The sequence below is a fragment of the Streptomyces sp. genome (assembly GCF_031181705.1).
GTDB lineage: Bacteria > Actinomycetota > Actinomycetes > Streptomycetales > Streptomycetaceae > Streptomyces.
In genome coordinates this window covers 12,588-36,287 of record NZ_JAPSKN010000022.1, presented here as the reverse complement: position 1 = coordinate 36,287, position 23,700 = coordinate 12,588, and the positions used below count along the sequence as shown (strand labels likewise).

General features: G+C 72.6%; 20 protein-coding genes. 13 read left to right on the top strand and 7 right to left on the bottom strand.

The genetic code is table 11. The annotated features are described in order from the left end of the window. Positions 1–85: 85 nt before the first annotated feature. The 3 genes from RIN80_RS07375 to RIN80_RS07365 all read right to left on the bottom strand — a co-directional run bounded on the left by RIN80_RS07375 (position 86) and on the right by RIN80_RS07365 (position 4,173). Positions 86–1,567, bottom strand: a complete 1,482-nt coding sequence (locus tag RIN80_RS07375; RefSeq protein WP_309094708.1) for an MFS transporter — start codon at positions 1,565–1,567, stop codon at positions 86–88. Positions 1,568–2,055: 488 nt separating this feature from the next. Next, a complete protein-coding gene (locus tag RIN80_RS07370) occupies positions 2,056–3,462 on the bottom strand; it encodes a cytochrome P450 (RefSeq protein ID WP_309094692.1) in 1,407 nt (468 codons plus the stop codon). A 288-nt stretch (positions 3,463–3,750) separates the two neighbouring features. Next, entirely contained in the window at positions 3,751–4,173 is a 423-nt protein-coding gene (locus RIN80_RS07365; RefSeq protein WP_309094691.1) for a secondary thiamine-phosphate synthase enzyme YjbQ, read from the bottom strand. A 124-nt stretch (positions 4,174–4,297) separates the two neighbouring features. On the opposite strand from RIN80_RS07365, the gene RIN80_RS26550 reads away from it, so the two are divergent. The 5 genes from RIN80_RS26550 (at position 4,298) to RIN80_RS07345 (ending at position 8,330) form a co-directional block, all read left to right on the top strand. Beyond that, on the top strand, positions 4,298–4,381 hold the full coding sequence (locus RIN80_RS26550) for a putative leader peptide (protein WP_313884353.1): 84 nt from the start codon (positions 4,298–4,300) through the stop codon (positions 4,379–4,381). A gap of 151 nt (positions 4,382–4,532) precedes the next feature. Then, a complete protein-coding gene (locus RIN80_RS07360) occupies positions 4,533–5,402 on the top strand; it encodes an ABC transporter permease (RefSeq protein WP_309094690.1) in 870 nt (289 codons plus the stop codon). After that, a complete protein-coding gene (locus RIN80_RS07355; RefSeq protein WP_309094689.1) occupies positions 5,375–6,115 on the top strand; it encodes an ABC transporter ATP-binding protein in 741 nt (246 codons plus the stop codon). Before RIN80_RS07360 ends, RIN80_RS07355 begins: the two co-directional genes overlap by 28 nt. Before the next feature lie 71 nt (positions 6,116–6,186). Beyond that, positions 6,187–7,215 carry an ABC transporter substrate-binding protein gene (locus RIN80_RS07350; protein WP_309094688.1) on the top strand — a complete coding sequence of 343 codons (1,029 nt, stop codon included), beginning with the start codon at positions 6,187–6,189 and terminating at the stop codon, positions 7,213–7,215. A 38-nt stretch (positions 7,216–7,253) separates the two neighbouring features. Then, positions 7,254–8,330, top strand: coding sequence for an NAD(P)-binding domain-containing protein (locus tag RIN80_RS07345; RefSeq protein ID WP_309094687.1), 1,077 nt, complete (start codon positions 7,254–7,256; stop codon positions 8,328–8,330). A 41-nt stretch (positions 8,331–8,371) separates the two neighbouring features. On the opposite strand, the gene mltG is transcribed toward RIN80_RS07345, so the two are convergent. Together mltG and RIN80_RS07335 are read right to left on the bottom strand one after the other, a co-directional pair. Then, positions 8,372–9,214: an endolytic transglycosylase MltG gene (gene mltG, locus RIN80_RS07340; RefSeq protein WP_309094686.1), complete on the bottom strand. Its 843-nt coding sequence runs from the start codon at positions 9,212–9,214 to the stop codon at positions 8,372–8,374. A gap of 43 nt (positions 9,215–9,257) precedes the next feature. Next, a complete protein-coding gene (locus tag RIN80_RS07335) occupies positions 9,258–11,060 on the bottom strand; it encodes an ABC transporter ATP-binding protein (protein ID WP_309094685.1) in 1,803 nt (600 codons plus the stop codon). A gap of 87 nt (positions 11,061–11,147) precedes the next feature. Here RIN80_RS07335 and RIN80_RS07330 point away from each other — a divergent pair, with 87 nt between their 5' ends. Further along, entirely contained in the window at positions 11,148–11,597 is a 450-nt protein-coding gene (locus RIN80_RS07330; RefSeq protein WP_309094684.1) for a MarR family transcriptional regulator, read from the top strand. Between the two features lie 116 nt (positions 11,598–11,713). Here the strand turns inward: RIN80_RS07330 and RIN80_RS07325 are convergent, their stop codons facing one another. Then, a complete protein-coding gene (locus tag RIN80_RS07325) occupies positions 11,714–13,297 on the bottom strand; it encodes a peptide-N4-asparagine amidase (RefSeq protein WP_309094683.1) in 1,584 nt (527 codons plus the stop codon). A gap of 241 nt (positions 13,298–13,538) precedes the next feature. Here RIN80_RS07325 and RIN80_RS07320 point away from each other — a divergent pair, with 241 nt between their 5' ends. The 4 genes from RIN80_RS07320 to RIN80_RS07305 all read left to right on the top strand — a co-directional run bounded on the left by RIN80_RS07320 (position 13,539) and on the right by RIN80_RS07305 (position 18,099). After that, positions 13,539–15,344, top strand: a complete 1,806-nt coding sequence (locus tag RIN80_RS07320; protein ID WP_309094682.1) for an ABC transporter ATP-binding protein — start codon at positions 13,539–13,541, stop codon at positions 15,342–15,344. Further along, complete coding sequence (locus RIN80_RS07315; protein ID WP_309094681.1) at positions 15,341–17,122, top strand: ABC transporter ATP-binding protein; 1,782 nt, start codon at positions 15,341–15,343, stop codon at positions 17,120–17,122. Before RIN80_RS07320 ends, RIN80_RS07315 begins: the two co-directional genes overlap by 4 nt. 186 nt (positions 17,123–17,308) lie before the next feature. After that, the gene (locus RIN80_RS07310) at positions 17,309–17,779 is read left to right on the top strand and encodes a DUF5709 domain-containing protein (protein WP_309094680.1); all 471 of its coding nucleotides are present in this window, start codon (positions 17,309–17,311) and stop codon (positions 17,777–17,779) included. Positions 17,780–17,853: 74 nt separating this feature from the next. Beyond that, positions 17,854–18,099: a type B 50S ribosomal protein L31 gene (locus tag RIN80_RS07305; protein WP_309094679.1), complete on the top strand. Its 246-nt coding sequence runs from the start codon at positions 17,854–17,856 to the stop codon at positions 18,097–18,099. 42 nt (positions 18,100–18,141) lie between these two features. On the opposite strand, the gene RIN80_RS07300 is transcribed toward RIN80_RS07305, so the two are convergent. After that, the gene (locus tag RIN80_RS07300) at positions 18,142–18,936 is read right to left on the bottom strand and encodes a metal-dependent hydrolase (RefSeq protein ID WP_309094678.1); all 795 of its coding nucleotides are present in this window, start codon (positions 18,934–18,936) and stop codon (positions 18,142–18,144) included. 145 nt (positions 18,937–19,081) lie between these two features. Between RIN80_RS07300 and RIN80_RS07295 the strand changes: the two genes are divergently transcribed. The 3 genes from RIN80_RS07295 (at position 19,082) to RIN80_RS07285 (ending at position 23,517) form a co-directional block, all read left to right on the top strand. Then, positions 19,082–21,595, top strand: coding sequence for a DUF3516 domain-containing protein (locus RIN80_RS07295; RefSeq protein WP_309094677.1), 2,514 nt, complete (start codon positions 19,082–19,084; stop codon positions 21,593–21,595). 37 nt (positions 21,596–21,632) lie between these two features. Then, complete coding sequence (locus RIN80_RS07290) at positions 21,633–22,505, top strand: acyl-CoA thioesterase II (protein WP_309094676.1); 873 nt, start codon at positions 21,633–21,635, stop codon at positions 22,503–22,505. A gap of 106 nt (positions 22,506–22,611) precedes the next feature. After that, positions 22,612–23,517 (top strand): DMT family transporter, encoded by a 906-nt coding sequence (locus RIN80_RS07285; protein ID WP_375141638.1) that lies wholly within the window; start codon positions 22,612–22,614, stop codon positions 23,515–23,517. Positions 23,518–23,700 lie beyond the last annotated feature (183 nt).

Genomic DNA, 23,700 nt, shown 5'->3' with positions numbered 1-23,700 from the left:
CACCTGACGGAGCCGCTGGGGGCATCCCACGCCCCCACGGTGCACCCGGAGGGACGGTCACGCCGCAGCGGCGGGGCCGGGCGGCTCACATCGGGCCGGGGCCCGCCCCTCCCTTGAGGCGCTCCAGGTCGGAGGGGCGGACCTGGATGACGAGCAGGGCGATCACCGCGGCGACGGCGGTGAAGATCGCCGCCACGATGAAGGCGGCCGAGACACCGGCGGTGAGGATCTCGTCCGACCAGGGTCTGGGCAGTTGCCCGGTGCGTTCGAACCGCAGGCGTTCGGCCGGGGCGGCCTGCCGGAGGAAGTCCGGGACCTGCTTGTCGGCCTCGTTGGTGCTGGCCGTGCCGTACATCGTCACCAGGATGGACAGGCCGAGGGAGCCGCCGACCTGCTGGGTGGCGTTGAGGAGGCCGGAGGCCGCGCCGGTCTCCGGGGTGGGCACGTCGGAGAGCGCCATGAGGGTCAGCGACACGAACTCCATGCCCATGCCGAGGCTGAAGACGAGCATGGGTCCGAGGACGCTGCCGGCGTAGGTGGAGTGCACGTCGGTCAGGGTGAGCCAGGCCAGTCCGGCCGCCGCCAGGATCGCGCCGAGCACCATGAAGGGCTTGGGCCCGTACACGGGCAGGAAATGCGAGGCCAGTCCGGCGCCGACGGCGATGACCGCGCTGACCGGCAGGAACGCGAGGCCGGCCGCCAGCGGGCTGAAGCCCAGCACGTTCTGCACGAAGAGGGTCAGGAAGAAGAACATGCCGAAGATCGCGGCGGCGAGGCACAGCATGATGCCGTAGGTGCCCGCGCGGTTGCGGTCGGCGAACATGTGCAGGGGCGTGATGGGCTGTCTGGAGCGCCGCTCGATCAGGATGAAGGCCACCAGCAGCACCACGGCCCCGGCGAACGAGGCCAGGGTGAGCGCGTCGCGCCAGCCCTCCTGCGCGGCCCGGATGAACCCGTAGACCAGCAGCACCATGCCCGCGGTGGAGGTGACCGCGCCGGTGATGTCGAAGCGCCCGGGGTGCCGCTCGGACTCCCGGATCCACCTGGGTGTGGCGAGCACGATGAGCAGGCCGATGGGCACGTTGACGAACAGCACCCACCGCCAGTTCAGCCACTCCACCAGCATTCCGCCGGCGAGCAGGCCGATGGCGCCGCCGCCCGCCGAGACCGCGGCGAACACCCCGAAGGCGCGGTTGCGTTCCGGGCCCTCGCGGAAGGTGGTGCTGATCAGGGCGAGGGACGTCGGGGAGGCGATGGCGCCGCCGACGCCCTGCAGGGCGCGGGCGCCGAGGAGTTGGCCGGAGTTCTGGGCGAACCCGCCGAGCAGCGAGGCCAGTACGAAGAGGAGCACGCCGAAGATGAACACGCGCCGCCGGCCCAGGATGTCGCCGGCCCGGCCGCCGAGCAGCAGCAGTCCGCCGAAGGTGAGCGTGTAGGCGTTCACCACCCACGACAGGCTCGTGGTGGAGAAGTCCAGCGAGCTCTGGATGTGCGGGAGCGCGATGTTCACGATGGTGATGTCGAGGACCACCATCAACTGGCAGGAGGCGATGACGAACAGCGCCATCGCGTTCCCGCCGCCACCGGGTTTCCTGGTGGCGGTCGTCCGTGGTGCGGCCGGCTGCGGGCTGCTGCCTGCGGTGTCCACCGTTCGACGGTACGCCCGCCTCCCGGACCTCACCACTCGTGCCGTCCGGCGGACCGGTCGCGCCCGCGGCCCCGGGGCGGCCCCCGGGCCGACGGTGATAATCCGATCGTGATCCGCGTTCTGCTCGTCCAGCACACCCGTCGCGAGCGGGGAGCGTTCGCCGGGCCGTGATCGACGTGGACTCAGGGGCGGGCGAGGAGGTCGCGCTGGACGCGGGGGCGAACCCGCCGACGCCGCGCGAGGTGGAGGTGCTGCGGCCGGCCGCCGACGGCACGCCCCCACGCGGGAGATCGCCGAGCGGCTGGTGCCTGACCGTGGCCACGGTGCGCAACCATCTGTCGGCGATCATCCGGAAGGCCCGGGAGGAACGCCGGTGCCGGACGGGCGTTCCAGCCGGCTGCTCCCGGTCAGCGGCCGCCGCGGATCAGGCCGGTGAGATAGCGCCACAGCGAGGAGCGCTGCCGGGCGGACGGGTCGGGCAGGACCTCCCCGGCCGCCTCGGGGGCGGGGTCGTCCACCGTCCCCGCCCGTCGCACGGGCGTCGGGGCGAGTTCGTAGCGCACGGGCAGTGAGCGCAGGCCGCGCATGAACGGGGAGGAGCGCCAGGGCAGTTGGTCGGCGGGCAGGGCCAGGTCGAGGTGGTGGAACCGCTCGAAGACGCGCCCCGCCCCGACCGCCGCGACCGTGGAGGCGAGTTCGCGGGCCGGGCACTGGCGGGGCCCCGCCCCCCAGGACAGGTGCGCCCGGGTGCTGATGGTGGTGCCGGAGGCGACGTGGTCGGCGAAGAGCGGATCGGCGTGCGCGGCGGCCGAGGAGACCCACACCGGGTCGCCGGCCCGGATCGTGTAGTTGCCGAGCGGGGTGTCCCGGGCCGCGAAGCGCGGGACGAAGTTGACCAGCGGCGGCTTGCGCATGACGACCCGGTTCATGGTCTCCCTGACCATGCCGGCGGACAGGCTGGCGCGCACGCTGCTCTCGCCCGAGATGACCTCCACGACGGTGTTGGAGATGAGGATGCCGACGTGGTCGGAGGTCATGCCGAGCAGCATGAACAGTTCGCGGGCCAGTTGGTCGAGCGACAGGTCGGGATGGGCGGCCAGCAGGTAGGAGGGGAAGTCGTCGCCGGGCTTCTGAAGCTTCAGCGCGGCCAGTTCGGCCAGGGTCGCCAGCAGCCGTTCCAGCGCGGCCTCGGCGTCCGGGCCCGCGTCGAGCACGCGCCACATGTCCATCAGCGCGTCGTCGCCCTGGGAACCGGGGAAGCCGAGCAGGTGGCTCGCCACCATCAGCGGCAGCGGCCGGGAGAACTGCGCGGACAGGTCGGCCACGCCGGTCTTCCCGCCCTGCCCGATCAGGGTGATCAGTTCGTCGGCGTAGGCGGTGACGGCGGACCTCAGTCGCTTGGCCTGCGGGTGGCGCGGGTCCTGGAAGGGCTTGAGGGCGACGTCCCAGGCGGTGCGCAGCGGCCGGTAGCCGGGGCCGCCCTGGATCAGGATGTGGTTGACCTCCAGGGACGGGCCGAGCGGCCAGTCGGAGGGCACCCGGCCCTCGGAACGGGCCCGCCAGTTCTCCAGCCCCTTGGGCCAGCCGTCGTCGTCCTGGAGCACCTGGAGCGCCTCGCGGTAGCCGAGGACGAGCCAGGCGGGCACGCCCAGCAGGTCGACGGGGGCGACCGGGCCGTGCTGCCGGCGCAGCCGTTCGTACACGAGCGCGGGGCGCGTCTCGTAGTCCCGGGTCAGCAGCGGTTCGGGACTCAGTGTCTCCAGCCGCGTGTCGTCCAGGTCCACGGATCCGCCGTCATCCCACTGGGAGTCCATCGTCTTGCCACCCTCCGACACGCCCTGTACCGGCACACCATCAGTCGGTAGCCGGAAACGGTGGGGACCCTACCCCAGGGGCGACTCGCCGGTGGCGACCGGGGGTGGGTGACGTGCGGCTCGGAGCAGGGGACCCGCCCCGCTGCGCGGGCGTTTCTGCGGGGCGGGCCGACCGGGTGGCGGTGCCCGGTCATCCATCCGCCTCGCTCACGCCCACGCCTGCCCGTCTGCTGCCCTAAAACGATCTGTCCGGGCAGCAGGCGGGGAGCGGGGGCCGAACGGATGCGCTCACCCCAGGAAGCTCAGCCGCACCTTGCGATCCGGGTTGTCCCGGTTGGTGTCGACCAGGCACACCGACTGCCAGGTCCCGAGTTCCAGCCGCCCGCCGAGGACCGGCAGGGTCGCGTGCGGCGGGACGAGGGCCGGCAGGACGTGGTCGCGGCCGTGGCCGGGGCTGCCGTGCCGGTGCTGCCAGCGGTCGTCGGCGGGCAGCAGCGTGTGCAGCGCGGCCAGGAGGTCGTCGTCGCTGCCGGCGCCGGTCTCCAGCACGGCGATGCCGGCCGTCGCGTGCGGGACGAAGACGTTGAGCAGGCCGTCGCGCCCGGCGGCCGCCTCGCGCAGGAAGGACTCGCAGTCGCCGGTGATGTCGACGACCCTCTCCGCGGAACCGGTGGTGACGTGCAGAACTCGGGTGGTGAAGGCATCTGGCATGCCCCCCATCCTGACGCACCCGGCGGGGTTCACCCGGATCCGGCCGACCGTGTTCCGGTACCGCCGGTCCACTGGACGAGACGCCCGTTGACCGTGCGCATGCCATCTGACTAACTTCTGCGGCATGTTGCGTTCAGCCCTGCTCACCACGCGCGGTCACATCGACCTGCTGCGGGTGGCCTCCGCCGCGTGTCGCCGCGGCCGCTGACGCCCCTCCTCCGCTTCTCCCTCCTCCGCCTCCCTTTCCCCGCCTTCGTCGCGCCTGCCCGCCGACCGGTACGGCCCCGGGTCCGCTCGGCGTGACGCGCGGGTGAGGCGTGCCCTTACCTCGGCCCCCGCTCTCCTCCCGTGGAGCCTTCATGAGCGTCAGCCATGCCCCGCCCACCCCTTCGAAACCCGATATATCGCCTATGGAGGGTTCCGTTCCCGACCTTCAGCCCCTGGTCCCCACCTCCTCCCGCCGTGCCCGGGTCCCCCGCTGGCTGCGCCGCACCAGCGGTCCCGTCCTGCTGCTGGCACTCTGGCAACTCCTCAGCGGCACCGGCGTGTTGCCCTCGGACGTCCTCCCCTCGCCCGGCCGCGTCGCGCGGGTCGCCGGGGACATGATGGCGGACGGTTCACTGCCCGCGGCCATGGCCACCTCGCTGCAGCGGGTCGCCGCCGGGCTCGCGCTGGGCCTGGTCGTGGGGACCGGACTCGCCCTGGTCTCCGGGCTGTTCCGGATCGGCGAGGATCTCGTGGACGCGCCGGTGCAGATGCTGCGGACCGTGCCGTTCGTGGGGCTGATCCCGCTGCTCATCATCTGGTTCGGCATCGGCGAGGCTCCCAAAGTCGCCGTCATCACGCTCGGCGTGACCTTCCCGCTCTACCTCAACGTCTACGCCGGGATCCGGGGCGTGGACGCCCAGTTGATCGAAGCCGGGGAGTCGCTGGGGCTCTCACGCCGGGGACTCGTGCGGCACGTGGTGCTGCCGGGGGCGCTGCCCGGGGCGATGACCGGCCTGCGCTACTCGCTCGGCATCGCCTGGCTCGCGCTGGTCTTCGCCGAGCAGGTCAACGCCGACTCCGGCATCGGGTTCCTGATGGTGCAGGCGCGGGACTTCCTGCGGACCGACGTGATCGTGGTCTGCCTGGTCGTCTACGCCTTCCTCGGCCTGCTCGCCGACTTCGTCGTCCGCTTCCTCGAAAGGCTGCTGCTGCAATGGCGACCGACGTTCACCGGCCGGTGATCCCGCAGGCGGTCCACGTCCAGGGGCTCACCCGCTCCTTCGACGGGCGCGCCGTCATCGACGACCTGCGACTGGACGTCCGGCCGGGCGAGTTCGTGGCCCTGCTCGGCCGCAGCGGCTGCGGCAAGTCGACGCTGCTGCGCATCCTCGCCGGGCTCGACCGCGAGATCGAGGGCACCGTGCTGGTGCCGCGCCGCAAGGCCGTCGCCTTCCAGTCGCCGCGGCTGATGCCGTGGAAGAAGGTGTGGCGCAACGTCCTGCTCGGCCTGCCCGGCAAGCCCGAGCGGGCCGTCGCCGAGCAGGCCCTGGACGAGGTCGGCCTCGGCCACCGCTCCGGCGCCTGGCCCAAGACCCTGTCCGGCGGCGAGGCGCAACGGGCCTCCCTGGCGCGGGCGTTGGTGCGTGAGCCCGATCTGCTGCTGCTCGACGAGCCGTTCGGCGCGCTCGACGCGCTCACCCGCATCAAGGCCCAGCGGCTGGTGGGCGAGTTGTGGCAGCGCCGGGGCTGCGCGGTGCTGCTCGTCACCCATGACGTCGAGGAGGCCGTGCTGCTCGCCGACCGGGTCCTGGTGATGGACGGCGGTGTCATCGCGCACGAGCAGCGCGTCGATCTCGACCGGCCCCGGGACATCACCGACCCGCGCTTCGCCGCGCTGCGCGCCGGCCTGCTCGAACGCCTCGGTGTCGAGGCGACGGCCGCCGACGCCGCCTGACCCTCCCCCGCGAACGACCGTAGGACCCGCCCGTACGCCCCTGCCGTACGGCCCACACGAACGGAACCGCCATGCGACGACGCCTCACCCCCGCCGCCCTGCTCCTCCCCCTGGCCCTGCTGCTCACCGCCTGCGGCGGGAACTCGTCCGCCAGCACGTCGGACGGTGGCACGGACGGCCGGGGATCGGTCACGATCAGCGTCGGTGATCAGAAGGGCGGCTCGGAGGCCATCCTGCGGGCCGCCGGGGAGCTGGACGACCTCGGCTACCGGATCAAGTGGTCGACGTTCACCTCCGGTCCGCCCCTGCTGGAGGCCGTCAACGCGGGGGCCGTCGACATCGGCGGCGTCGGCAACACCCCGCCGGTCTTCGCGGCCGGGGCGGGCTCGAAGATCAAGGTGGTGGCGGCCTGGCACGGCACCTCCAAGGGCGACACCATCCTCGTCCCGGACGACTCGCCCCTGAAGCGCCCGGAGCAGCTCAAGGGCCGCTCGGTCGCCGTCGCGCAGGGCTCCTCCGCGCACTTCCAGCTGGTCGCGTCCCTGAGGAAGGCCGGGCTGAAGCTGAGCGACGTCCGGGTCGAGTACCTCCAGCCGGCCGACGCGCTCGCCGCGTTCACCGCCGGCAAGGTCGACGCGTGGGCGGTGTGGGACCCGTACACCTCGCAGGTCCTCAAGGGCGGGCAGGGCCGGGTGCTGACCGACGGGGACGGGGTGACCAACGGGCACACCTTCCAGGTCGCCGCACCCGCCGCGCTGGAGGACGGGAAGAAGGCGGCCGCCGTCGAGGACTACCTGGAGCGGCTGCGGCGCGCCTACACCTGGGTCCACGGCCACGAGGAGGAGTGGGCGAAGGTCTGGGCGAAGGAGACCGGGCTCCCCGAGGACGTGGCCCTGGCGGCGGTGAAGCGGACGTACACGACCCGGATCGCGGTGGCGGTCGACAAGCCGCTGATCGCCTCGGAGCAGGAGGTCGCCGACACGTTCACGGCGCTGAAGCTCATCCCGCGCAAGGTCGACTTCGCCGCGTTCACCGACACCCGGTTCAACGGCGACCTGCCGCCGTCGACGTCGGCGGCCCGGCCCTCGAAGGCCTCCTAGCGGGGAAGATCCTCGCCTTCGGCACGGTTGGTAGAAGCGTGAACAACACACGCGAGGTCGAGGCGGTCGTCATAGGCGCGGGTCAGGCCGGTCTGGCCGGCGCCTATCACCTGCGGCGATCCGGTTTCGAGCCGGAGCGCGACTTCGTCGTGCTGGACCACTCCCCCGGGCCCGGCGGCGCCTGGCAGTTCCGCTGGCCGTCGCTGACCTACGGCAAGGTGCACGGGATGCACGCGCTGCCGGGGATGGAGCTCACGGACGCGGACCCGGCGCGGCCGTCGGCCGAGGTGATCAGCGCGTACTTCGACTCCTACGAGCGGGCCTTCGACCTCAGGGTGCGGCGGCCGGTCGACGTGCGGGCGGTGCGCGAGGGCACCGGCGGGCGGCTGCTGGTGGAGACCTCGGACGGGGTGTGGTCGACACGGGCGCTGATCAACGCGACCGGCACCTGGGACCGGCCGTTCTGGCCGCACTACCCGGGCCAGGGGACCTTCACGGGGCGGCAGCTGCACACCGCGCAGTACCCCGGCCCGCGGGAGTTCGCCGGGCAGCGGGTCGTGGTGGTGGGCGGTGGCGCCTCGGGCACGCAGCATCTGCTGGAGATCGCCCCGTACGCCGCGGCCACCACGTGGGTGACGCGGCGCCCGCCCGTCTTCCGTGAGGGGCCGTTCGACGAGAACGCGGGCCGGGCGGCCGTCGCGCTCGTCGAGGAGCGGGTACGGCAGGGGCTGCCGCCCCGCAGCGTGGTCTCGGTGACGGGGCTGCCGCTGAACGACGCGATCCGGCGGGGTCTGGAGGACGGGGTACTGGACCGGCAGCCCATGTTCGACCGGATCACTCCGGGCGGGGTCGCGTGGGACGACGGTCGGCACGTCGACGCCGACGTCATCCTGTGGGCCACCGGCTTCCGCCCGGCCATCGACCACCTGGCTCCGCTGCGGCTGCGCGGCCCCGGCGGCGGCATCCGCATGGAGGGCACGCACGCGGCCGCCGATGCGCGCGTCCACCTCGTCGGCTACGGCCCCTCGGCCAGCACGATCGGCGCGAACCGCGCGGGCCGGGCGGCGGTGCGTGACATCAGGCGGCTGCTGGAGCGGGAGCCGGCCGCGGCGTAGGACTCGCCGGCCCGCTGCCGGCCCGTCGGTTCCCCGTGCCCTCAGGGGCGCGCCTCCGCGCTCTTGGCGCGGTGGGCGTTGAACTCCGCGACGTTGCGCGTGTGTTGGCGGTAGTCGGCGGTGAAGCGGGTGTCGCCCGGGCGGACCGTGACGAAGTAGAGCCAGTCGCCCGGGGGCGGGTTGACGGCGGCGCGCACGGCGTCCTCGCCGGGGTTGTCGATGGGGGTGGGCGGCAGACCCATGCGCTGGTAGGAGTTGTAGGGGCTGTTGATCCGGGTGTCGCTCGCCGTGGTCCGCAGGGTGGAGCGGTTCAGGGCGTAGTTGAGGGTGGAGTCCATCTGCAGCGGCATGCCGCGTTCCAGGCGGTTGAAGATCACCCGGGCGACCTTGCCCATGTCGGCGCGGGTGGCGGCCTCCGCCTGGACGATGCTGGCGATGGTGACGGCCTGGTAGACGTTCATGGCGTTGCGCTGCGCCCCGGCGGCGATGGGAGCGCCGTTGAACTTCTCGTTGGCGGTGTCGACCATGAGCTGCAGGAGCTTCTCCGGCTTCGCCTTCTCGGGGAGTGGATAGGTCGCCGGGAAGAGGTACCCCTCCGGGTTGCCCTCGGCGTCGTTCGGCAGCTTCAGCATCGCCTTCGCGAGGGACTTCTTCGTGCTTCCGGCGGGCAGGGCGAGGGCCTTGTCGACGGCGGCGTAGACCTGGCTCGCGCGCCAGCCCTCGGGGATCACCAGGGTGGTGGGGCGGCTCTCCTCCTCGGGCGCCAGGGTCAGCAGCGGCACCGCCACGGCGGTACCGACCACGACGGCCCCGGTCACGACGAGGGCGATACGGCCCCGGCGCGTCAGTCGAATCGTGCTCCGTGGCGGAGTGTTCTTCTGCATGCGGGCACGGTAACCCGCATATCGCCACAAACCCGGCATATTTTCATCTTGTCGGCTCCAGTTGGGCGTCCCGGCGTACGAGGGCGGCGTAACGGCCGTCCTGCCGCAGGAGTTCCTCGTGCGTGCCGCGTTCGACGGCCCGGCCCGCGTCGAGGACGACGATCTGGTCGGCGCCCCGGACGGTGGACAGCCGGTGGGCGATGGTGATCGTGGTGCGGTTCGCCGACAGGGCGTCGATGGCGTCCTGGACGGCGGCCTCGGTGCGGTTGTCCAGCGCGCTGGTGGCCTCGTCGAGGACGAGGACCGGCGGGTCGCGCAGGATCGTGCGGGCGATGGCCAGGCGCTGCTTCTCCCCGCCGGAGAAGCGGTGGCCGCGTTCGCCGACGACGGTGTCGTACCCGTCGGGCAGGGACGCGATGTGATCGTGGATCTGCGCCGCCCTCGCCGCCCGGTGCAGCTCCTCGTCGGTGGCGTCGGGCTTGGCGAAGCGCAGGTTGTCGGCCACCGAGGCGTGGAACAGGTACGTCTCCTGCGAGACGACGCCGACCGCGCGGGCCAGGGTGTCGAAGTCGAGGTCGCGGACGTCGACCCCGTCGAGCGTGACGCGGCCGCCGGTGACGTCGTAGAGCCGGGGCACCAGGTAGCCGAGCGTGGACTTGCCGGCGCCGGTGGGGCCGACGACCGCGAGGCTGCCACCGGCCGGGACCGTGAGGTCGATGCCGTCGAGGACCGGGCCGCCCTTGTCGTCGTAGCCGAAGGAGACGTTCTCGAAGCGGACCTCTCCCTTGATCCGGTCGAGGCGGACCGGGTCCGGGCGTTCGGTGATGTCGACCGGCAGGTCGAGGTACTCGAAGATGCGCTGGAAGAGGGCGAGCGAGGTCTGGATCTGCACACCGGTCGACAGCAGGCTCACGGCGGGGCGGAACAGTCCCTGCTGGAGCGAGACGAAGGCGACGATCGTGCCGATGGAGACCTGAGGGCCGCCCAGCCGGAAGGCCATGCCGGCGGTCCAGTAGATGACGGCGGGCAGGGCGGCCATGACGATGGTGATGACGGCCATGCGCCAGCGGCCGGCCATGTTGGAGCGCACCTCCAGGTCGACGAGCTCCTCGGACTCGTCGGCGAAGGACTTCGTCAGCGAGTCGGAGCGGCCCATCGTGCGGCCGAGCAGGATGCCGCTGACGGAGAGCGACTCGGTGACCGTGGCGGCCATGGCGGCCATCTGCTTCTGGCGCTGGGTGGTGATCTTCCGGCGTTCGTTGCCGACGCGGCGGCTGATCCACACGAACACCGGGAGCAGCAGCAGCGAGACGACGGTCAGGCGCCAGTCGAGGACGATCATCGCGACGATGGTGGCGATCACGCTGGTGGCGTTGGAGACGAGCGAGGTCGCGGTGGAGGTGACGGTGGCCTGCATGCCGCCGATGTCGTTGGCGATGCGGGACTGCACCTCACCGGTGCGGGTGCGCGTGAAGAACGCCAGGGACATGCGCTGCAGACGGCCGTAGACCGCGGTGCGCAGGTCGTGCATGACGCGCTGGCCCACCGTCGTGGAGATCAGGGTCTGCAGCACGCCGAAGACGCTGGTGAGGACGGCACTGAGGATCATGCCGAGGGCGAGCAGGCTGAGCAGGCCCGTACGCCCCTCGGGGATGGCGACGTCGAGGATCTCCTTCAGCAGGAAGGGCGTGGCGACCGAGACCAGCGACGCGGCGCCGACCAGCAGGCCGACGATCGCGAGCCGGCCGCGGTAGGGGCGGAAGAGGCGCAGGATGCGGCGGACCTGCCGGGGCTGTTCCTCCGCTCCCGCGGGTGGGGTCCAAGGGGCTTCACGGTCGGGGTGCATGGGCTCCTTCGAGAGGGTGCGGCGGGTCGGATCGCAGCTCATTGTTACCTACACTCACAATGAACGTCATCCTGATATTGTTCCCGCATGACCACCCCCGATCCCGACGGCCTGCTCGCCGAGCAGTTGCTCCGGCTCACCCGCCGGGTGCACCGCATCCAGAAGCGTCATCTGGCCCAACGCGAGCTGGGCATCACGCCGGCGCAGTCCCGGCTGCTGCGCACGCTCGCGCACTGGGGTTCGCCGCCGCGCATGGCCGACCTGGCCGAGCGACTGGAGGTGGTGCCGCGAGCCGTGACATCGCTGGTCGACGGGCTGGAGGCGAGCGGCAAGGTGCGGCGGGTGCCGGATCCGGCGAACCGGCGCGTGATCCGCATCGAGCTCACGGACGACGGGCGGGCCGCGCTGCGCGAACTGCGGGCGGCGCGCAGGTCGGCGGCGGAGGAGATCCTCGCGCCGCTGAGGGAGGATCAGCGGGAAGCGCTCGGTGAGTTGCTGAACACCCTCGTCGACGGCGCCCCCGTGCAGTCCTGCTGACCCGGGCGGTACCGGCAGCCGCCGGGGCCGCCGCCGGTTCCGCCTCGGCGGTGACCGTAAGCCCGCGTCCGGAACCGGCCGGCCGGTTCCGGACGCGGGCTTGCGGTCTCCTCGCGTCAGCAGCGGTCGCGGTCCTCCGTGAGCACGCCCTGCACGGTGGTCAGCGTGCGGTCGTGGCAGCCGTGCGAGCCGTACAGGCGGTGGCGTTCGCTCGTGGTGCCGACCGCGTGGCGCTGGTCGCGGGGCACGTTCGCCGTGTAGGTCGCGTCGCCCGTGTAGGTGTCGTCGAGCCGTGACCAGGCGGTGCGCCGGGTGCCCTGTGTCTGAACGGTCGTGGCGCGGTCGCCGAGGGTCAGGACGGTGCGCAGCCGGTCGCCCGCGCCGAGGGTGGTCGTGCCGTCCATCGTGTAGGTGCGGTGCGTGCGCGTGGCGCGGCCGTCGATCGTCACCGACTCGGCGTCGGTCCACGTGGCTTCCAGCGCGTCCCTCGTCTCGCCGTCGATCCAGCGGTGCGCGGAGGTGTGGGCCAGAGCGCGGGCGACGGTGGTGTGGACGCGGCCGTGCGAGGTGTCGACGTAACCGGCGACGGTGAGGCGGTGGGCGCCCTCGGTGTCCACCCGGTGTTCCGGACCGGGTGTGTGGACGGAGGAGCCGGTCAGGTCTCCCGCACGGTGCGCGGTGAGCTGTCCGGTGACCCGCGCGCGCCGCTCGTCCTGCCAGACGAGGACGTTCACGGGCGTGCTCCAGCCGGTCTGTCCCTCGGGTACGCCCACCACCGAGACCTCGACGCGGTGCGGGCGGCCGTCGTTGAGGACTCCGGCGAAGGGGGTGAGGTCGTAGGTGATCGGCTTGACGTCGAAGGCGCGCGGGCCGGGGATCACGTACCAGAGGAACGGGTTGGACCAGCCCCCGGTCCACACGGTCGGGAACGGCGTGGCGATGCCCGCCAGCCGGCCGTCGACGCGGATCTGCACCTCGCGGTAGGGTCCGCGGCCGGCCTTGCAGGAGTAGGGCGCCGGGTCGGGCACGGTCAGATACCAGTACTCCTCGCAGCCGCCGCCGGAGCCGGTCGCGTAGACCTCGGCGACGATGCGTTCGCTGTTGCGCGGGGTGGTGAGGGTCGTGCCGCCGTCGAGGGTGAGGACCCGGTCGGGGTTCGCGGGGCCGGGGCGGCCCGGGTGGAAGGTCAGTGTCACCTCGACGTCGAGCACGCCGGTGTAGGTGTCGTCGACGACGTTCCCGATGAGCATCTCGACGTCCTGGCTCCGGCGGAAGGTGTCGGCGTAGCGCGTGACGTCCTTCTCCACCGACCACTCGATGCCGTCGGGCGAGGGCTGCGGCGTCGAGGTGCGGAGGATCTCGACCCCGCCGACGCGTACGTGGCCGAGCCGGTCGTACTGACGGCCCTTCACCTTGCCGTCCAGCCGCAGCACCACCCTGCTCCAGCGGTCGCCGCAGCCCTCGGGCGGGGTGTAGGTGCCGCGGTAGGGGGTGAAGTCGCGGAACTGCGCCCGCGCGAGGGTGACGTCGCAGGACTTCCCGGGCGGCCGCTCGACGGGCGGGGCGGCCGTGACGGGGTCGTGCCAGTCGGTGCCGAACTCGGTGGGTACATCGGCCGCGTGGGCGGGACCGGTCCCGAGGAGGGTGCTCGCCAGGAGCGTCGCCCCGGCAAGCATGGACATGACGATTCGGCTCTTCATGTGCGGTGTTCTACGGGCAGTCCGCCGCCCGCGCAATGCGCACCGGTGCGCCGGGGCCGCCCTGTTCCCACCCGTGTCGGCCGGTTCCGTTCGGTGGGCGGAAAACCTGTTGCCTCCGACCACGTGGCGACGCGAACCTGTCACGGTTTGCTGCCTCCGGCCCGCACCCCTCGCTCCCCTTCTCCCTGTCCCCCGTTCCCCCGTTCCCCCGTTTCCCCCTGACACGAGCCACTGGGACGTCATGCAGATTCAAGACCTTCCGTATCCCGACCCGGGCGTGCCGGACGCGCGTTCGGGGCCCCGATTCCTGTGGTGGCTCTTTTGCAACCAGCTGGGCGGTCAGCTCAAGTCACTGGGCTGGGGGCTGCTGCACTTCGCCTCCGTCGCCGCCCTGCCGTTCTGCGTCGGTGTCGCCGTCCAGGCCGTCGTCGACCGCTCCGGCTCCCACCTGGCCCTGGCGGGCGGTCTGCTGGCGCTGGCCTGCGTCGGCAACGCGGTCGGGGACACCTTCCTGCACCGCACCGCCATCACCAACTGGATCACGGCCGCCGCCCGCGTCCAGCAGCTCCTCGCCCGCAAGACCGCCCGGTTGGGCTCGGCGCTGACCCGGCGCGTCGCGGCCGGTGAGGTCGTGGCCGTGTCCACGGGCGACGTGGAGAAGATCGGCTGGTTCGTCGAGGCCCTGTCCCGCTTCACCGCGGCCCTCGTCACCATCGTGCTGGTCTGCGCCGGCCTGCTCGTCTACCAGCCGGCGCTCGGCGTGGTCGTCGCCGTGGGCCTGCCCGCGCTGGCACTCGCCGTGCTGCCGCTGCTGCCGCGCGCCACCCGGCGCGCCGACGTCCAGCGCGAGAAGGCCGGACGGGCCACCGAACTCGCCTCGGACACCGTCGCCGGCCTGCGCGTGCTGCGCGGCATCGGCGGGGAGGAACTGTTCCTCGACCGCTACCGCAGCGCCTCCCAGGAGGTCCGCCACGCGGCCGTGCGCAGCGCCCGGATGTGGTCCCTGATCTCCGCGATCCAGGTCCTGCTGCCGGGGCTGCTGCTCATCGCCGTCGTCTGGCACGGCGTGGGGCTGGCCCGCGAGGGCCGGATCACCGTCGGTGAACTGGTCACCGTCTACAGCTCGGTGATGGTCCTCACCTATCCCCTGCGGCACTTCGAGGAGATCGCCATGGCGTACTCCTTCTCCCGGCCCTCGGCCAAGCGGGCCGCGGGCGTGCTGTCGCTGGAGCGGGCCACGGACACGGCCGGATCGCGCGCCGCCGAGATCCCCTCGGGCGACCTGTACGACCCGGGGACCGGACTGCTCGCGCGGGCCGGTCTGCTGACCGCCGTGGTCTGCGGCGACCCGGACGCGGCGGGCCGGCTGGCCGAACGGCTCGGCGGACACCCCTCGCAGGAGGGCGTGCCCGTGCTGCTGGGCGGGGTGCCGCTCGACGACCTGCCGCTGGACAGCGCCCGTACGGCCGTCCTCGTACAGGACAAGGACCCGGTGCTGCTGTCGGGCACACTGCGCGAGCTGCTCGACGTGCCCGCCTCGGGCGCCGTCCCGCCCGAGGCGGCGCTGGCGGCCGCGCAGTGCGACGACGTGCTGGCGGCGCTGGTGCAGGGCTCGCTGGACGCGGCCGACCCCATGGACGCGCGGATCACCGAGCGCGGCCGGTCCCTGTCCGGCGGCCAGCGGCAGCGGCTCGCGCTCGCCCGGTCGCTGATCACCGACCCGGAGGTGCTCGTCCTGGACGAGCCGACCTCCGCCGTCGACTCGCACACCGAGGCACGGATCGCCCAGGGCGTACGGGAGGTGCGTGCCGGACGCACGACCGTGGTGTTCACCTCCTCGCCCCTGCTGCTGGACCGCGCCGACCGGGTGGCGTTCCTGCACGAGGGCGAGGTCGCGGCGGTGGGCACCCACCGCGAACTGGTGCACAGCGAGCCGCGCTACCGGGCCGTGGTCACCCGCGAGACGGACGACGAGGCCGCGCTGGACGGCTCCGTCGCCCTGAAGGACGTACTGCAGGAACTGGAAGAGATCGAGGAGAAGGCATGATCGGCGTCGCGCCCCCGGCGTACGACCCGGCGGCTCCGACCACGGCGAGCACGCTGCCCGTCGGCGCCCCGGCGACCGTCCGCGCGTACGTGGCCGAACTGCTGCGGCGCCACCGCCGGGCGTTCCTGCTGCTGATCGCCGTCAACACGGCGGCCGTCCTCGCCTCGATGGCCGGTCCGTGGCTGCTGGGCGGGCTCGTGGAGCGGGTGTCCGACGGGGCCCGGGACGTGCGCCTGGAGTTCACCGCCGGGCTGTTCGTGGCGGCACTGGCCGTGCAGGCGGTGTTCGTCCGTCAGGTGCGGCTGCGCGGCGCCATGCTGGGCGAGCGGATGCTGGCCGACCTGCGCGAGGACTTCCTCGTGCGGTCGGTCGGGCTGCCGCCGGGCGTGCTGGAGCGGGCCGGGACCGGCGACCTGCTGTCCCGGATCACCACGGACGTCGACCGGCTGGCCAACGCGATGCGCGAGGCCGTGCCGCAGCTGTCGATCGGCGTCGTGTGGGTGGTCCTGCTCATGGGCGGGCTGGTCGTCACGGCACCGCCGCTGGCGCTCGCCGTGCTGGTCGCGCTGCCGCTGCTGATCGTCGGCTGCCGCTGGTACTTCCGGCGGGCGCCGGCCGCCTACCGCTCGGAGGCCGCCGGGTACGCCGCGGTGGCCGCCGTCCTCGCCGAGACCGTGGACGCGGGCCGGACCGTGGAGGCCCACCGCCTGGGCGAGCGCCGGATCGCGCTGTCGGAGCAGCGGATCCGCGAGTGGACGGCCTGGGAGCGCTACACGCTCTGGCTGCGGTCGGTGCTCTTCCCGGTCATCAACGTCACCCATGTGACCGTGCTGGCCTCGGTGCTGCTGATCGGCGGTGTGTTCGCCCTGGAGGGCTGGATCGACGTCGGCCAGCTCACCACCGGCGCGCTGATCGCGCAGATGCTGGTCGACCCGGTCGGCATGATCCTGCGCTGGTACGACGAGCTGCAGGTGGCGCAGGTGTCGCTGGCCCGGCTCGTCGGGGTCCGCGACATCGAGCCGGACGCCGGGGACGCCGCGGTGGTGCCCGAGGGACGCCATGTGCGCGCGGACCGGGTCCGCTTCGGCTACCTGGAGGGCGTGGACGTCCTGCGCAAGGTGTCCCTGGAGGTCGCGCCCGGCACCCGGCTGGCGCTGGTCGGCCCCTCCGGTGCGGGCAAGTCCACCCTGGGACGGCTGCTCGCCGGGATCTACGCGCCGGGGGACGGCCGCGTCACGCTGGGCGAGGCCGAGCTGTCCCGGATGCCCGCCGAGCGGGTCCGCGCGCACGTGGCCCTGGTCAACCAGGAGCACCACGTCTTCGTCGGTTCCCTGCGCGACAACCTCCGGCTCGCCCGGACCGGCGCGGTCGACGCCGAGCTGTGGGCGGCGCTCGGCGCGGTCGACGCGGACGGCTGGGCCCGGGCCCTCGACGACGGCCTGGACACCGAGGTCGGCTCGGGCGGCCTGGCGCTCACTCCGGCGCAGGCCCAGCAGATCGCCCTGGCGCGCCTGGTGCTGGCCGACCCGCACACGCTGGTCCTGGACGAGGCGACGTCCCTGCTCGACCCGCGCGCCGCCCGCCACCTGGAGCGGTCCCTGGCCCGGGTCCTCGACGGCCGCACGGTGGTCGCCATCGCGCACCGGCTGCACACCGCGCACGACGCCGACGTCATCGCGGTCGTCGAGAACGGGCGGATCAGCGAGCTGGGCAGCCACGAGGAGCTGGTCGCGGCGGACGGGGCGTACGCGGCGCTGTGGCGGTCCTGGCACGGCTGAGCGAGCGGGGGCGGGGATGCCCGGGTCGTGGCGTTGCGCGGTGCCGAGGCTCGGTGGAAGGCTGGAAGCAGGCACCGGCTCGGGGAGGCCCACGGGCGAGCGGTTCCCGGGCGGCGCCGGTGCGGTGCGGCGGCGGCCCGGCGCGGGCCCCGACGGCGGGCCCGCCCCCACCCCCTGGAGGTACCCGTGAACAGCTCCGACGGCTGGGGAGACGACGTCTACCAGCCGGATCAGGACGAGCAGAGAGAGGACACGGGGCTGCTCGACGCCGAGGACACCCTGGAGTACGACGGCGTCGACGATCCCCTGGACCGGGGCTGGTCCCCGCCGGAGCGGCCGTGGGCCGTCGAGCACCTCGGGGTGACGGCGGCCGAGCGGCTGCGGGGCGAGACGCTGGACCAGCGGCTCGCCGAGGAGCTGCCCGACACCGTCGCCCAGGACGGCGACGGTCTCGGGGACTGCGCGGGCAGCGACGGGGAACTCCTGGACAACGAGGTCGGCGCCGCCCGCTCCGGCCGGCTCGTCGCCCCCGACGAGGGCGCCCACGAGGACGAGGAGCCCGCGCTGGTCGCCACGGACGTGGGCATCGACGGCGCCGCGGCGTCGGCCGAGGAGGCAGCCGTCCACATCGTCGACGAGGACACCCTGCCCGGTTGATCGCGCCGGTCGATCGCACCGGTCGATCGCACCGGTCGATCGCAGAACAGACCAGAGCCGCCCGAGGAGCATCCATGCAGCAGGACAAGCACCCCGACTACCACCCCGTCGTCTTCCGCGACCGCGCCGCCGGATACGCCTTCCTCACCCGGTCCACGGCGACCAGCGACCGGACCATCGAGTGGGACGACGGCGAGACCTACCCGGTCGTGGACGTGGAGATCTCCTCGGAGAGCCACCCCTTCTACACGGGCAAGGCCCGCACGGTGGACTCGGAGGGCCGGGTCGCGGCCTTCGAGCGGCGGTACGGCAGCGGCTGAGCCCCGTCCCCCGGCATCGTGGGCCCGGCTGGTGGACTGCGCTCAGATCACGTTGAGCGCCGCCGCGCAGCCCACCCCGCCGAGCAGCATGAACGCCGGCATCAGCACCCTGAGCTCGACCCAGCTGCCCGCCCGGAACCGCATGAACCTGGGCGGCCCGACCGGGTACCAGCGCTTGCGCCCGACCGGGATGGGCCACAGGATCGGGCAGCCGGAGACGGTCAGCGCGTCCCCGATGTCGTGCACGATCGCCCCCAGCACCACCGGCAGGCCCAGCCACAGGTACTCCTGGCCCGGCGCCGTGAACAGCCAGTCCGCGCCGTTGCCCGGCTTGTCGAGCATGCCCGCGAGGATCCACGCCGTGGTCGCGGCCAGCAGCCACACCAGGACGTCGGCGCTGGAGCCGCGGGTCGCCCGCCACAGCAGGCCCTCGATGGCCAGGACCAGGTGCACGAAGAGGATGGCGAGCACGCCCCAGCGGTCACTGCTGATCGCCACGACCGAGGTCCCCACACCGATCAGCACCGCCCACAGCCAGGTGTGCGTGAGCGTGCGGTGCCCGCCGGAGCGGCGCGGGTCGCCCTGCTTCTTCGTGGCCTTGTAGACGGCGTACGACAGCTTGTCGACGATCTCGCACAGCCAGCGCGACAGCGGCCCGAAGGACCGGGAGATGGTGGCGGCCTTGTGGTCCAGGTCCGGGGCGAGGGCGGCTCCGGCGCAGATCAGGGCACCGACGAGGAGGACCGGCCAGGGCATCGGCTGCCCGGCGGCGGCCGCGGCCGCACCGACGCCGAGCCAGGCAGCGGCGCCCGACAGTGAGTGTGCTGGTCCCATCATGGCCGTTGCCCGCCCCATTCCTCGTGTGCCGCTGTCCAGTTGACCGGGAGCGCTGACGCGTCGTCGGCGCCCCAGCGTAGCGTTGGTGATCTTCCGGACCGCAGCCGATTCCCGCATCGGGCACCGGGCCAGGCAAGATGGGGGCGTGACCCTCATCGATCAGCTGCCGCCGACCGCCGACCCCGACGCCCTGTACGAAGCCTTCGAGGCGTGGGCCGGTGAGCGGGGGCTCACGCTCTACTCCCACCAGGAGGAGGCGCTGATCGAGGTGGTCTCCGGCGCGAACGTGATCGTGTCGACGCCCACCGGATCCGGCAAGAGCATGATCGCGGCGGGCGCCCACTTCGCGGCCCTGGCCCGGGACGAGGTCACCTTCTACACAGCCCCGATCAAGGCGCTGGTGTCGGAGAAGTTCTTCGAGCTGTGCAAGATCTTCGGCACGGAGAACGTCGGCATGCTCACCGGCGACGCGTCGGTCAACGCCGACGCCCCGGTCATCTGCTGCACCGCCGAGGTCCTCGCCTCGATCGCGCTGCGCGACGGCAAGGACGCGGACGTCGGCCAGGTCGTGATGGACGAGTTCCACTTCTACGCCGAGGGCGACCGGGGCTGGGCCTGGCAGATCCCCATCCTGGAGCTGCCGCAGGCACAGTTCGTGCTGATGTCGGCGACGCTCGGCGACGTCTCCTTCTTCGAGAAGGACCTCACCCGCCGCACCGGCCGCCCGACGGCGGTGGTCCGCTCGGCGACCCGCCCGGTCCCGCTGTCCTACGAGTACCGCTACACACCGCTCACGGAGACGCTGACCGACCTGCTCCAGGCCCGGCAGGCTCCCGTCTACATCGTGCACTTCACGCAGGCCCAGGCGGTGGAGCGGGCGCAGGCGCTGATGAGCATCAACATGTGCTCGAAGGAGGAGAAGGAGCAGATCGCCGACCTGATCGGCAACTTCCGCTTCACCACCAAGTTCGGCCGCAACCTCTCCCGCTACGTCCGGCACGGCATCGGCGTCCACCACGCGGGCATGCTGCCCAAGTACCGCCGCCTGGTGGAGAAGCTCGCGCAGGCCGGACTGCTGAAGGTCATCTGCGGTACCGACACCCTCGGCGTCGGCGTCAACGTGCCCATCCGCACCGTGCTGTTCACGGCCCTGACCAAGTACGACGGCACCCGCGTCCGCACGTTGCGGGCCCGGGAGTTCCACCAGATCGCGGGCCGCGCCGGCCGGGCCGGCTTCGACACGGAGGGCTTCGTCGTCGCGCAGGCCCCCGAGCACGTCGTCGAGAACGAGAAGGCCCTCGCCAAGGCCGGCGACGACCCCAAGAAGCGCCGCAAGGTCGTCCGCAAGAAGGCCCCGGAGGGGTTCGTCGCCTGGTCGGAACAGACCTTCGAGAAGCTCATCGTCTCCGAACCGGAGCCGCTGGCCTCCCGGTTCCGGGTGACGCACACGATGCTGCTGTCGGTGATCGCCCGCCCCGGCAACGCCTTCGAGGCGATGCGCCGCCTGCTGGAGGACAACCACGAGCCGCGCAAGCAGCAACTGCGGCACATCCGCCGGGCCATCGCCATCTACCGTTCGCTGCTGGACGGCGGCGTCGTCGAGAAGCTCGACGAGCCGGACCCGACCGGCCGGATCGTCCGGCTCACCGTCGACCTCCAGCAGGACTTCGCCCTCAACCAGCCGCTGTCCACGTTCGCCCTCGCCGCGTTCGAACTGCTCGACCCCGAGTCGCCGTCGTACGCGCTCGACATGGTGTCCGTCGTGGAGTCGACCCTGGACGACCCCCGGCAGATCCTCGCCGCCCAGCAGAACAAGGCGCGCGGCGAGGCCGTGGCCCAGATGAAGGCCGACGGCGTCGAGTACGAGGAGCGCATGGAGCGCCTCCAGGACATCACCTACCCCAAGCCCCTGGAGGAGCTGCTCTTCCACGCGTACAACACGTACCGCAAGAGCCACCCCTGGGTCGGCGACCATCCGCTGTCGCCGAAGTCGGTCATCCGCGACATGTACGAACGGGCACTGTCCTTCACCGAGTTGGTGTCCCACTACGAGCTGGCCCGCACCGAGGGCATCGTGCTGCGCTACCTCGCCAGCGCCTACAAGGCCCTCGACCACACCGTCCCGGACGACCTGAAGTCCGAGGACCTGCAGGACCTGATCGAGTGGCTGGGCGAGATGGTGCGCCAGGTCGACTCCAGCCTGCTCGACGAGTGGGAGCAGCTGGCCAACCCGGCGGAGATGACCGCCGAGGAGGCCCAGGAGAAGGCCGACGAGGTCAAGCCGGTCACCGCCAACGCGCGCGCCTTCCGCGTCCTGGTCCGCAACGCCATGTTCCGCCGCGTCGAACTGGCCGCCCTGGACCAGGTCGAGGAACTGGGCGAGATGGACGCCGAGTCCGGCTGGGACGCCGACGCCTGGGGCGAGGCCATGGACAAGTACTGGGACGAGTACGACGACCTCGGCACCGGCCCCGACGCCCGCGGCCCCAAGCTGCTGCTCATCGAGGAGGAGCCGCACAACGGGCTGTGGCGGGTCCGGCAGATCTTCCACGACCCGAACGGAGACCACGACTGGGGCATCAGCGCGGAGGTCGACCTCGCCGCCTCGGACGCGGAGGGCCGCGCGGTCGTGCGCGTCACCGACGTCGGCCAGTTGTGACCGGCCGGGCAGCAGCGAGCACAGGAGAATCCCACCCATGACGACGAACCCGGCCGAGAGACTCGTCGACCTGCTCGACCTGGAGCAGATCGAGGTCGACATCTTCCGTGGCCGCAGCCCGCAGGAGTCCCTGCAGCGGGTCTTCGGCGGGCAGGTGGCGGGCCAGGCGCTGGTCGCCGCGGGCCGCACCACGGAGGGCGACCGGCCCGTGCACTCGCTGCACGCCTACTTCCTGCGTCCCGGCCGCCCGGGCGTGCCGATCGTCTACCAGGTGGAGCACGTGCGCGACGGGCGCTCCTTCACCACCCGGCGGGTCACGGCCGTGCAGCATGGCCGCACGATCTTCAACCTCACCGCCTCCTTCCACAAGCCGGAGGACGGCGGCTTCGAGCACCAGCTGCCCCCGGCCCGCGAGGTCCCCGACCCCGAGTCCCTGCCCACGGTCACGGACGAGATCCGCCAGCACCTGGGCGCGCTGCCCGAGCAGCTGGAGCGGATGGCCCGCCGCCAGCCGTTCGACATCCGGTATGTGGACCGGCTGCGCTGGAGCGCCGAGGAGGTCCGCGACGCCGAGCCGCGCAGCGCCGTGTGGATGCGCGCCGTCGGGCCGCTCGGCGACGACCCGCTCGTACACACCTGCGCCCTGACCTACGCCAGCGACATGACCCTGCTGGACGCCGTCCGCATCCCGGTCGAGCCGCTGTGGGGGCCGCGGGGCTTCGACATGGCGTCGCTGGACCACGCCATGTGGTTCCACCGCCCCTTCCGCGCGGACGACTGGCTGCTGTACGACCAGGAGTCCCCCATCGCGGTCGGCGGCCGTGGTCTGGCCCGCGGGCGTATCTACGACCGGGACGGCCGGCTGGTGGTCTCGGTCGTGCAGGAGGGGCTCTTCCGGAAGCTGGGCTGACCCGCGGCGTGCTCCGGCCGGACGGCTCCGATCGCGCCCGTGCCCCGATCCGGCGACCATGGCAGGAGGCGGCCCAGCCGGCGTCACACGTCCGCCGATCCGGGAGGTGTCCACTCTGCTCCCCGTGCTCCCCGTGCTGTTCGCGGTCTGCGCGGCCCTCAGCAACGCCGTCGCGACGGTGTTGCAGCGCAAGGCGGCGTTGTCCGTGCCGCGCTCCGAGGGCCTGCGGGCCGGGCTGATGCTCGATCTGCTGCGCCGGCCGGTCTGGCTGGCCGGCATCCTCGCGGTGATCGGCGCCGCCGTCTGCCAGGCGCTGGCGCTGGCGACCGGGCCGCTGACGATCGTGCAGCCGGTGTTCGTGCTGGAGCTGCCGCTCACGTTGGTCGTCGCCTCCCTTCTGATGCACCGGCGGCTGCCGGGTTCTGGCTGGCTGGCTGTGACGGTGGTGGTGGCGGGGCTGGCGGTCGCGCTCGCCGCGGCCTCCCCGTCCGGCAACCGCACCCACGTGGAGCTGGACCGCTGGATCCCCGCGCTCGCCGTGTGCGCCGGTGCCGTCGCCGGTCTCGCCCTCGCGGCTCTGAAGCGCCCGGAGGGCCGTGCCCGGGCGGCCTGCCTCGGTGCGGCGACGGCGATCAGCTACGCGGTGACCGCGGCCCTGATGAAGGCCGCCACGCACATCCTCGACAAGCAGGGGCTGGCCGGCTTCCTCACCGCCTGGCAGACGTACGCGTTCGCCGTGACCGGGGTGTGCGCGCTGTTCCTGCTGGAGAACGCCATGCAGGCCGGTCCGCTGGTCGCCTCGCAGCCGGCGCTCACCCTCGGTGACGCGCTGGTGAGCCTCGCCCTCGGCATCCTCCTGTACGAGGAGACGATCCGCTCCGGGTGGTGGCTGCTGCCCCAGCTGTTCGGTGTGGCGCTGATCGCCGCGGGGGTCCTCGCCCTGGCGCGGATTCCGCTCACCCAGTCGCTGGTGGCACCTGACGACGAACGCCGGACGGTGGACGCGCCCTGATCGGCGAGTGCGCTCTGATCGGCGGGTGCGCCTTGATCGACGAGCGCGCCTTGATTACGGGCGCGGTCGGACGCGGTCCGACGGTGGTCGGCCGGGGTGAGGCCGGGAGCCGGGGGGCGCGACCGGGCGCGGCCGGGCGTGCGGCAGGTTCCGGTGCTTGTCTCGATAGGTGCTCTTGGCCTA

What these genes read in the sequence shown, in the direction of transcription:
- RIN80_RS07375 (WP_309094708.1), bottom strand. Translation starts at nt 1,567, where the DNA reads ATGGCGCTGTTCGTCATCGCCTCCTGCCAGTTGATGGTGGTCCTCGAC.
- RIN80_RS07370 (WP_309094692.1), bottom strand. Translation starts at nt 3,462, where the DNA reads ATGGACTCCCAGTGGGATGACGGCGGATCCGTGGACCTGGACGACACG.
- RIN80_RS07365 (WP_309094691.1), bottom strand. Translation starts at nt 4,173, where the DNA reads ATGCCAGATGCCTTCACCACCCGAGTTCTGCACGTCACCACCGGTTCC.
- RIN80_RS26550 (WP_313884353.1), top strand. Translation starts at nt 4,298, where the DNA reads ATGTTGCGTTCAGCCCTGCTCACCACGCGCGGTCACATCGACCTGCTG.
- RIN80_RS07360 (WP_309094690.1), top strand. Translation starts at nt 4,533, where the DNA reads ATGAGCGTCAGCCATGCCCCGCCCACCCCTTCGAAACCCGATATATCG.
- RIN80_RS07355 (WP_309094689.1), top strand. Translation starts at nt 5,375, where the DNA reads ATGGCGACCGACGTTCACCGGCCGGTGATCCCGCAGGCGGTCCACGTC.
- RIN80_RS07350 (WP_309094688.1), top strand. Translation starts at nt 6,187, where the DNA reads ATGCGACGACGCCTCACCCCCGCCGCCCTGCTCCTCCCCCTGGCCCTG.
- mltG (WP_309094686.1), bottom strand. Translation starts at nt 9,214, where the DNA reads ATGCAGAAGAACACTCCGCCACGGAGCACGATTCGACTGACGCGCCGG.
- RIN80_RS07335 (WP_309094685.1), bottom strand. Translation starts at nt 11,060, where the DNA reads ATGCACCCCGACCGTGAAGCCCCTTGGACCCCACCCGCGGGAGCGGAG.
- RIN80_RS07330 (WP_309094684.1), top strand. Translation starts at nt 11,148, where the DNA reads ATGACCACCCCCGATCCCGACGGCCTGCTCGCCGAGCAGTTGCTCCGG.
- RIN80_RS07325 (WP_309094683.1), bottom strand. Translation starts at nt 13,297, where the DNA reads ATGAAGAGCCGAATCGTCATGTCCATGCTTGCCGGGGCGACGCTCCTG.
- RIN80_RS07320 (WP_309094682.1), top strand. Translation starts at nt 13,539, where the DNA reads ATGCAGATTCAAGACCTTCCGTATCCCGACCCGGGCGTGCCGGACGCG.
- RIN80_RS07315 (WP_309094681.1), top strand. Translation starts at nt 15,341, where the DNA reads ATGATCGGCGTCGCGCCCCCGGCGTACGACCCGGCGGCTCCGACCACG.
- RIN80_RS07305 (WP_309094679.1), top strand. Translation starts at nt 17,854, where the DNA reads ATGCAGCAGGACAAGCACCCCGACTACCACCCCGTCGTCTTCCGCGAC.
- RIN80_RS07300 (WP_309094678.1), bottom strand. Translation starts at nt 18,936, where the DNA reads ATGATGGGACCAGCACACTCACTGTCGGGCGCCGCTGCCTGGCTCGGC.
- RIN80_RS07290 (WP_309094676.1), top strand. Translation starts at nt 21,633, where the DNA reads ATGACGACGAACCCGGCCGAGAGACTCGTCGACCTGCTCGACCTGGAG.